The 8,756-nt window shown below is 45.4% G+C and carries 10 protein-coding genes; 5 read left to right on the forward strand and 5 right to left on the reverse strand.

All coding sequences use genetic code 11. From position 1 onward, the window contains the following. The first annotated feature begins 496 nt into the window (after positions 1 to 496). Both msrP and V7051_RS23840 read left to right on the forward strand, forming a co-directional pair. The gene (msrP, locus tag V7051_RS23835) at positions 497 to 1,441 is read left to right on the forward strand and encodes a protein-methionine-sulfoxide reductase catalytic subunit MsrP (protein ID WP_333877597.1); all 945 of its coding nucleotides are present in this window, start codon (positions 497 to 499) and stop codon (positions 1,439 to 1,441) included. Then, complete coding sequence (locus V7051_RS23840; RefSeq protein WP_333877594.1) at positions 1,441 to 2,058, forward strand: sulfite oxidase heme-binding subunit YedZ; 618 nt, start codon at positions 1,441 to 1,443, stop codon at positions 2,056 to 2,058. Before msrP ends, V7051_RS23840 begins: the two co-directional genes overlap by 1 nt. 2 nt (positions 2,059 to 2,060) lie before the next feature. Here V7051_RS23840 and V7051_RS23845 read toward each other — a convergent pair whose 3' ends face one another. The 4 genes from V7051_RS23845 to V7051_RS23860 form a co-directional block, all read right to left on the reverse strand. After that, positions 2,061 to 2,330 carry an acylphosphatase gene (locus V7051_RS23845; protein WP_442919677.1) on the reverse strand — a complete coding sequence of 90 codons (270 nt, stop codon included), beginning with the start codon at positions 2,328 to 2,330 and terminating at the stop codon, positions 2,061 to 2,063. Continuing rightward, entirely contained in the window at positions 2,330 to 4,606 is a 2,277-nt protein-coding gene (gene rlmKL, locus V7051_RS23850; protein WP_333877590.1) for a bifunctional 23S rRNA (guanine(2069)-N(7))-methyltransferase RlmK/23S rRNA (guanine(2445)-N(2))-methyltransferase RlmL, read from the reverse strand. Before rlmKL ends, V7051_RS23845 begins: the two co-directional genes overlap by 1 nt. A 96-nt stretch (positions 4,607 to 4,702) precedes the next feature. Further along, positions 4,703 to 5,185 (reverse strand): FKBP-type peptidyl-prolyl cis-trans isomerase, encoded by a 483-nt coding sequence (locus V7051_RS23855; protein WP_442919675.1) that lies wholly within the window; start codon positions 5,183 to 5,185, stop codon positions 4,703 to 4,705. Positions 5,186 to 5,223: 38 nt separating this feature from the next. Further along, the gene (locus V7051_RS23860) at positions 5,224 to 5,820 is read right to left on the reverse strand and encodes a transglycosylase SLT domain-containing protein (RefSeq protein ID WP_333877588.1); all 597 of its coding nucleotides are present in this window, start codon (positions 5,818 to 5,820) and stop codon (positions 5,224 to 5,226) included. A gap of 140 nt (positions 5,821 to 5,960) precedes the next feature. Between V7051_RS23860 and V7051_RS23865 the strand changes: the two genes are divergently transcribed. After that, positions 5,961 to 6,584: a PilZ domain-containing protein gene (locus V7051_RS23865; protein WP_333877586.1), complete on the forward strand. Its 624-nt coding sequence runs from the start codon at positions 5,961 to 5,963 to the stop codon at positions 6,582 to 6,584. A gap of 175 nt (positions 6,585 to 6,759) precedes the next feature. Continuing rightward, positions 6,760 to 7,260, forward strand: a complete 501-nt coding sequence (locus V7051_RS23870; protein WP_333877585.1) for a cytochrome P460 family protein — start codon at positions 6,760 to 6,762, stop codon at positions 7,258 to 7,260. A gap of 174 nt (positions 7,261 to 7,434) precedes the next feature. On the opposite strand, the gene V7051_RS23875 is transcribed toward V7051_RS23870, so the two are convergent. Then, complete coding sequence (locus V7051_RS23875) at positions 7,435 to 8,112, reverse strand: alpha/beta hydrolase (protein WP_334168722.1); 678 nt, start codon at positions 8,110 to 8,112, stop codon at positions 7,435 to 7,437. Between the two features lie 541 nt (positions 8,113 to 8,653). Here V7051_RS23875 and V7051_RS24770 point away from each other — a divergent pair. Next, positions 8,654 to 8,756: IS1/IS1595 family N-terminal zinc-binding domain-containing protein (locus tag V7051_RS24770; protein ID WP_442919736.1), on the forward strand; the 103-nt coding region annotated here is incomplete at its 3' end.

The raw sequence follows: 8,756 nt of genomic DNA on the forward strand, positions 1-8,756 counted from the left end.
TCGTGATCATGCCTGCTAACATAACCTATTTGGCTAGGGTTGCGAAAGTCCTAAACGTAAAGCTAACCGGGCGTGGCCACGGAAAACTGAAAAATAAAACCGTATTGGAGCCGCGCTCCGTGAGCTCTAACTAATATTAGACATTCTAATAGACGCAAAACATTGCGTCATTTTGATGGCTAATAATTTTTAAAAATAAAAAATCATTGTTATTTTATGCTTTTGTGTATATTTAGTGCGCCCCAAAATAAATTCAGGTAGTGTCATATAAAAGCATGCATAGGCTAACTATAAACACTTACAACAAATAAGAGCAATAAACTTAAACGTTACTCAACCTCAATATACGCGGTTCCATCGGCTGCCCGATGTACTTGGTTAACGAAATCTTGTTGACTGGAATCGATTTCCCGGTAATCAATATTAACGATGTCAAAACTGTTTGATGTATTATTTAAGCTCCAGAGGGTAAACGTCCGGAACAAAGGAGTTGAGCATGTTAATTAAAACTGGATCCGACATCTTAAGCAGCGAAATCACTGACCGGGCGTTTTTCGAATCCCGGAGAGAGTTTATTAAAGCGGCAACTGTGCTTTCAGCAGGAATCATGTTGCCGAGTCATGGCTATGCAGAAACGGGAAAATATGTCGATGCACCGATCGGGCCTTATTCCGCAAAGTTACAGGTGACTGGTCGCGAAGATGTTGCAAACTACACCAACTACTATGAATTCTCGACGAACAAAAAAGATTCCACTGTTTTAGCCAAAGCCTTACAAACCCAACCATGGACTGTGGAAGTTGTAGGCGAGACTGAGAAACCGGGGGGTTATAATCTGGAAGATATTCTAAAAGACAATCCCGTGCAGGAACGTATTTACCGCTTCCGGTGCGTGGAAGCCTGGTCTATGGTAGTGCCGTGGATAGGCTTTCCGCTGGGCGAAATGCTTAAACGGTTTAAACCGACCTCAAAAGCAAAGTTTGTCGAATTTACTACGCTGTATAGCCCGGAAATCATGGTGGGTCAGCGTTCCAGTGTTTTGGACTGGCCTTATGTGGAAGGGCTGCGCATCGATGAAGCCATGCATCCTCTAGCGATGATGGTCACCGGAATGTATGGCGATGAGCTGCCCAACCAGAATGGTGCGCCGTTGCGCTTGATTGTGCCGTGGAAATACGGCTTTAAGAGTATCAAGGCGATAGTCAAAATACGTTTTGTCGAGAATATGCCGGAAACCGCGTGGCATAAAAGCGCCCCCGGTGAATACGGCTTTTATGCCAATGTTAACCCTGAAGTGCCTCATCCCCGATGGAGCCAAAGCCGTGAGCGGGTGTTGGGCAGCAGTATTTTTACCCCGAAGCGCGATACAGAAAAATTTAACGGGTATGGCGAGGAAGTCGCGGCCCTTTATTCCGGCATGGATTTAACCCAGCATTTCTGATGTTACTCGACAAAAAAAGCTGGGCGGTGATAAAGATCATCGTTTTTTTACTGGGCCTGACGCCTTTTCTGTTACTGGTCAATGACGGCATCAATGATCGGCTTGGCGCTAATCCGATAGAAACGTTGCATTTTAGTTTTGGCGACTGGGCTTTGCGGTTTTTGTGCATAGGCTTGGCGTTGACGCCGATTAAAGCAATAACAAAGCAGGGTTGGCCGACGCGCTTTAGGCGCATGATGGGCTTGTATGCTTTCTTTTACGCCAGTCTGCATTTGCTGGTTTTTATCGTCCTAGATTTATCGTTATCCTGGGAAGCATTTAAAGACGAGGTGCCGAAAAGTCCTTATATCCTGATGGGCTTGCTGACTTATTCGTTGTTGCTTCCTTTGGCCGTGACCTCAACAAAAAACATGCAGAAAAGGTTGGGGCGAAACTGGATAAAGCTGCACAAGCTGGTGTATGTGGCAGGGGTGACGGCTCTGATACATTATTTTTGGTTGGTAAAAAAAGATTATACCGAGCCGTTGATTTATGCAGGGGTGATAGGTGTTTTACTAGGAATACGCGTTATTGTTTATTATCGCAAGAAGGTAAATATTTTGAACTTTCAATCTTGAGCTTATTTTATTTCAAACGATGTTAATGCTTCTTCAGGTTGAAGTTCGGTGACTTCAACATGATCGACGCGAGCGGTTATAGGGCCTTTGTGGCACCATTTGATGAATTTCTCAATAGCCATGCTTCCGGCCTCGGCGATAATTTCGACACGGCCGTCAGGAAGGTTTTTGGCGCTGCCTTTGATAGCAAAATGTTTGGCTTTGTTCTGGGTAAAAAGACGAAAGTAAACGCCTTGAACTCGGCCGGAAACAATGATTTTAACTTTACGTATCATTCTTGAATTCTCCAGCAATAATGGATTTTTGGATTGCGGGCAAAATCTTCCGGAATGGTTGCCGCACTGATGTCTTCTATAATTAAATCGGACAATGCCTGTTTGTCGATCTTAAAACGCCTGAAATTTGTGGAGAAGTATAGGACGCCTCCGGGAGACAGCAAGGAAACTGCATGATTAATCAGTTGCACATGGTCGGTTTGTATATCGAAGACCTCGTCCATTCGTTTCGAATTGGAAAAAGTCGGCGGATCAAGAAAAATCAAATCGTAATGTCTGTTAGCCAGTTGGGCTTCGGTTGCTAACCATTCCAGGCAGTCGGCTTGTATAAACTCATGCGCGCCTTCATTGGCGTTCAATGCCATGTTCTTTTTTGCCCAGTTGATATAGGTATTGGACATATCGACTGTGGTCGTAGATTTGGCGCCGCCCATTGCCGCATGCACGGTCGCGCTGCCGGTATAGGCAAACAGGTTCAAAAAGTTTTTACCTTTGGCTTGTTTTTGAATTAGTGTCCGAATCGGCCGGTGATCAAGGAATAATCCGGTGTCGAGGTAATCTTCAAAATTCACCAGTAATTTACAGCCGCTTTCTTCGATGATATGAAAACGTCCTTGATCGCCGTGCTTTTCGTACTGGTCGGTGCTTTTTTGCTTGCGGCGTATTTTCAGAAAAACCTGGTCGCGATTGATGCCGAGTACGCGCGGTATTTCGGCCAATAGGCCTGCCAAGCGTTGATCAGCTTTGTGCTGATCGATGCTTTTGGGCGGCTCGTATTCCTGTACGTTAACCCAGGTTTGATCGCCCTGATAAATATCAACCGCGACCGCGTATTCGGGCAAGTCGGCATCATAGACGCGATAGCAGCTGATGCGATTTTGCTTGGCCCAGTTGGACAGTTTTTTCAGGTTCTTTTTGAGCCGGTTGGCAAACATTTCCGCTCCCAGCTCGCTTGTATCCGGGTCAGAATGTTTGTCGGTGCCGGTAGTTTCAGGCTGCGGTGTAGTACTGGTCTCAGCTGCCTGAGTAATCCGCTGTTCCTGTGCTTTACTGATCTCATTGACTTGAGCAATACGCTCTTCCTGCGTTTTGGCCTTGGGAATGAAGAAATTTCTTTCCTCAATATCCAGCCGTAACAGTTTGCATTCAAGCGCACCGTTGAACAGGGTGATAGGCTTTTGCGAACGAATGCCTAAGCGAAAGCCCAGTTCCGGGTTGCTGATGATCATTGCGGCTTTCCAGTCGATAAAATGCGCTTTCAGCGAGTCGCCGAATTTCTTGTATAACTCCGCCGTTTCCTGCTCGTCGCCCAAGCGCTCGCCATAAGGCGGGTTACAAATCAACAGGCCGGGCTTCCAGCTTTCAGCCGGTTCCGCGTCTTCAATATCGCGGCGTTCAACATGAATTTTATTTTGCAGACCGGCATTGGCGATATGAGCTAACGCGGTGTTGACGGTATGGCGGTTTTGGTCGAAACCCACTATAACCGGCAGTTTTTCCAAGCCGATTTTTTTGCGTTGTTCGGCTTCAGCGCGCAACTTCTTCCAACATTGGACATCATGTTTTTTCCAGCCGCTAAAGCCGAAGTAATCGCGTAACAAGCCGGGCGCATAGTCGGCGGCAATCATTGCTCCTTCCAACAGTAGCGTTCCCGAGCCGCACATCGGGTCTATCAGCGATCCTTGCTGTTTGGCGATTTGAGGCCAGCCGCTACGCAACAACATCGCGGCAGCCAGGTTTTCTTTCATCGGGGCTTTGATGCTGACATCCCGATAACCGCGACGATGCAGGCTTTCGCCGGAAAGATCCAGGCTGAGCTGGGCGGTTTCGCCATTCAAATAAACGTTGATGCGGATATTGGGCTGTTCGGTATTGATGCTGGGCCGGGTTTGAAATTTTGCCCGCATCTGATCGACGATCGCATCTTTAACTTTCAATGCGCCGAAATGGGTATTGTTAATCGCCTCTGAGTTTTTCGCGCTGAATGAGACGGCAAAGCTGTCTTCAGGATTAATATGCTCAAACCAGTCGATTTTTTGTACGCCGTTATAAAGGTCTTGCTGGTTTTTTACTTGAAAAGAGCTCAGTACCAGTAAAATTCGATTTGCTGTTCTTGACCACAGGCAAGCCCGGTAAGCAACTTCCAAGTCTCCCTGAAAAGCGACCCCGGCCATGGTGGCTTTGATGTTTTCGATCCCGAGTGCTTGGAGTTCATCGCTAAGGATGGTTTCCATCGCCTTGGGTGTTGTCGCGAATAGTTGGTAAGTGGGCATAAACAATAATTAAAAAAGCCTCGCGTAGAGCAAGGCTTTAGCTTCAAGCGGTAGTGCGGAATGCTCACATCAGAACGGTGTGAGCCAATATACTGATTATTGAATTTTGATCAGTTCAACATCAAAAATCAATGCGGCATTTGGGCCGATTGCGCGGCCTGCGCCTTGTTCGCCATAAGCAAGTTCTGAGGGAATGAAAAAGCGGTATTTGGCGCCTTCTTTCATTAATTGCACACCTTCAGTCCATCCGGCGATGACTCTGTTCAGCGGGAATGTGGCCGGTTCGCCGCGGCTGTAAGAACTGTCGAATTCTTCGCCTTCAATGGTTGTGCCTTTGTAATGTACGGTAACGTTATCGGTGGCTGAAGGGGAAGCGGTGCCTGTTCCAGGAGTTAATACTTCGTATTGCAAACCGGAAGCTGTAGTTACTATATTGGGTTTTTTAGCGTTTTCTGCAAGAAAGGCTATTCCTGCGGCTTTATTTTCTGCAGGGGTGGTGGCATTGGCCATTGAAAACATAGTAAATCCTATAAGAAGAATGGTGACGATTGAAAGAACTTTAGTTTGAATTTTTCTCACGACTTATCCTTTATTGTTAACGTAGATATTATAGTTTATCAAAAAAACCAGCCTTTGTTTTCTAAATCGCCTTGGCATTCGCCTAATTGGCTTTGGAAAAGTTTTGCCCGATTGGCCACTTTGTTGGCAATCTGTACCAGTCCCGCTTTTTTTAAATAGCTTTTGCGTTGGTAACCGCCATGTCCTTCATGATAGGCGAGATATAAATTCTTGGTATCCAGTTTCGATATGCCCAGCCGGTTGTGGCTGATGCTGCAATACCAGCCGATAAAATCGGCGGCATCGGCAAATTCATCGCGGTCCGCTCCCCAGCTGCCTGCCTTGGCCAGATAATCATCCCAGGTTTCATCTTTGGCTTGAGCATAGCCATAGGCACTACTGGCACGGGGTAGGGGAATAAATCCCAACAGCCAGGGGCGTGGCGGCTCAGCATCGGCGACAAAGTGCGATTCTTGATGCATGATCGCCATTTGGATATGAATAGGCACGCCCCATTTTTCAAACGAGTTTTTAGCATCATCATACCAGTCTTCTTTTTCCCTGAAAGTAGAGCAAATATTGTCGCTGTTTTTAGGCGTGAGTGCAGTGCAGGCTGTCAGAAACAGTAGCAGTAACAGGATTAATAGCTTTTTCATGATGCGGCGAATTGCGTAGGATTCAGGTCGTGTCGGTAAAATAGAAAGAAAAATATAACACAGACACTATAATTGGACGAGGTAGCCTTATACAGTATTTGAACGGCAAGATAAATGGATAATCAAAAGAGGAAAGTCAGATGAGTTTAGATGTAAACCGGCCATATCGAAAAAACTTAATGACTCGAGGCCTGATTTATATGGGCGAAGAAGAACAGGACATTATCATTAAAGATATTTCGTTAACCGGTGTGCTTGCGGAATTAAAGTGCGATCAGGCAGGCTGCCGAAATATCAAAGACATTTTTAATATGCTGTCGGAATCCGCCAGGATAGATTTGTATCTTCCGGAAATGCGTTTGGCCGGCGAAGCCGAAGTGGTCAGGGTTGATATGCTTAATGAGCATATACTGCTGGCGTTGGACTTTAGAAATATTACTTATGATGTTGATAATCAGCTATATAAGAGAAAAGTCTATAGAAAAAACATGACGGTTCCGGGCATAATCCTGCTAAATGGTAAATACCATGACTTTAATACCGTCAATGTTTCGGTGGACGGTTTGACGATTAATCTTGCTGAATCTTTTTCTGTTGAAGCGGGTGAAATAACCGTGTTTGCAATTGAGCAGCTAGAGCTGGAAGGTGAGATAAAAGTGATATGGGCTGAACATACCCTCAATGGTGGAATGATGCTCGGCTTACAATATGTGCACATGGAAAAAAAACGTATCAAGGGAATACCTCGTTTTACCTGCGAATAATTAGAGTGCCTTCTGCAGTCCAGAGCTTTCCATGCCGGACGGTATATCTACTCCAGTCAAATTTAAAGAGTACTGAAATCCCCTCGTTGTCTGGTATAACTTCGGGCGGCGGATCTATGCTGCTAAAAAATCAAACGATCAAGTTTTTAAAACGTATTTTAGAAGGGAAAGGCATATGAAAAAATCGCATAATCATAGATTGGGGTTGTTCCTGGTTGCCGCTTGTTTATCCGCAACGGTCTTGGCGGAAACCAAAGCTACAGAAAGCGCGGCAAAACCGGTTCATGGCGAATATATAGACTGGCGCTTGTTAGGTGTTTCGCATAGGGAAGATAAAAAAACCTTGCGGGCTATTTTAGGAAACGATACCGCTATTACGGCAGCACGAACAGACCGGACCAAGCCTTGGCCGGACGGTTCGATTTTAGCTAAAGTCGTATGGAAAGAAAGCACGCATCCGAGTTGGCCGCTAGCTATTATTCCCGGTGAGTTTGCTTCTGCCGAGGCGATGGTTAAAGACAGTGCAAAATACGCCAGTACCGGAGGCTGGGGATTCGGTCAATGGCAAGCCGGAAAGCTGGTCATGCATGATGAGGCTAAAGCCAAAGAATGCTTTGCTTGCCATACGCCAATGAAATATAACGATTATGTTTATACTTTTAGTGCGTTAAAGTAAATCAAGTCGACTCTAATAGACCAACTGCTTGTGTTGATCTATTAGAGTGCTGGTCTGGTTAAAACCTACTACGTCTGCCATCTTACCGTTTTTATCGCCGCCCAGCCTTGCACCATAATTTGCAAAGACAGCCTCCGCATTGTTTCCGTGAGTGCCTATCAATCCGCTTGCCTTCTAATCGGTAACAAACTGCATAACCTCTTGCCACCACGGAAGTGCTTGATTCATAGGCAAGCTATTGTGTCCAGCATCTTTGAATGTCCAGATTTTTTTGCGATGATGCAATGACTCGAACAATTTTAAACTGTATTTATTGGGAATGATTTCATCTTGTTCCGCCAGTAAAACTGCCGTATTTCCCGAGTAGTTTTGCAAGTTTTTAATATTGTCGAATTTATCGCGGATTAACCATTTAGCAAAAAAATACCAATAATGATGTTGAGCAACATCAGCCATGCTGCTAAACGGCGTGACCAGGACAATGCCTTTAACCGGAACCTGTCCGCTCTGCACGATACCGCCGACCACGCCGCTGCCGAGCGATTCGCCCCACAAGAAAACCGGCTCGCCAAAATCGTTCAAGGCCTGTTTTGCGGTTTGGATGCCGTCTGAAATCAATGCCGATTCCGATGGGGCGCCGTTTCTGGCGGCATAGCCCGGGTATTCGGCCAAGATGACACGGTAACCGAGTTTTTCCAACGCATCCAGATAATAAGTCCGGTCTGTTGCAGAACCGGCATTGCCGTGAAAAACGATAACGGTGCCCTTGCCGTTGGTTTGTGATGATTTGGATATCAGGCCCAGATAATTATCCGTGGACGGCCAGAGTTTCAGGTTGGCTTGATCGGCCAGCTGTTGCTGATGTTAATTGAATACTGCGTCGGGAAATAGATCATTTTTCGTTGCAATAGAAAAACGATCAGCAGGAACAGTAAATAAGTCAGCAGTATTGAAAGCATGGGTTTGAACGTCGGCATATTTTTATTTGTTCCGGCTTGAACAGTCTAACTCGTTTATTTACAGGTTTTCTCTTAAGTAGGCTTCATATAGACACTTATAATTGAGCAGGCAATGTCTCTATATCAGCAGACTGTGCTGATATAGAGACATTGCCTGCTCGTATATCAACAGGAGGCCGAGTGTAATTCATTTTTTCGGTTTCTTTCCAGTCATTGTTTTTAGTAGCTTTCTTTATATTCAGCCACTTAAAGCATATCTAAGCCTGAACACTAAAACAGGCTTACGCGGTACAAATTTTGCTTTGCTTAATAGTCGGGTCTGTATAAAACAAATATCATAGATGAATACATCCGGTACTTGGCTTAATTATCGCACCGAGATATAACAAGACGGTAATGGATCAAATATGTGATTTTCTTATATAATATTAGATATGACCTGTTATCAAGAAATTACCTGCCCGGCTTGTGGCAGCAACCTCATCATGAAGTCTGGCCGTAGTGCCGCGGGTACACAGCGTTACCGCTGCCACAATC

The organism is Methylobacter sp., from assembly GCF_036845245.1.
Taxonomy (GTDB): domain Bacteria; phylum Pseudomonadota; class Gammaproteobacteria; order Methylococcales; family Methylomonadaceae; genus Methylobacter_A.

Coding starts and splice junctions, on each gene's coding strand:
- msrP (WP_333877597.1), top strand. CDS start 497: ATGTTAATTAAAACTGGATCCGACATCTTAAGCAGCGAAATCACTGAC.
- V7051_RS23840 (WP_333877594.1), top strand. CDS start 1,441: ATGTTACTCGACAAAAAAAGCTGGGCGGTGATAAAGATCATCGTTTTT.
- rlmKL (WP_333877590.1), bottom strand. CDS start 4,606: ATGCCCACTTACCAACTATTCGCGACAACACCCAAGGCGATGGAAACC.
- V7051_RS23860 (WP_333877588.1), bottom strand. CDS start 5,820: ATGAAAAAGCTATTAATCCTGTTACTGCTACTGTTTCTGACAGCCTGC.
- V7051_RS23865 (WP_333877586.1), top strand. CDS start 5,961: ATGAGTTTAGATGTAAACCGGCCATATCGAAAAAACTTAATGACTCGA.
- V7051_RS23870 (WP_333877585.1), top strand. CDS start 6,760: ATGAAAAAATCGCATAATCATAGATTGGGGTTGTTCCTGGTTGCCGCT.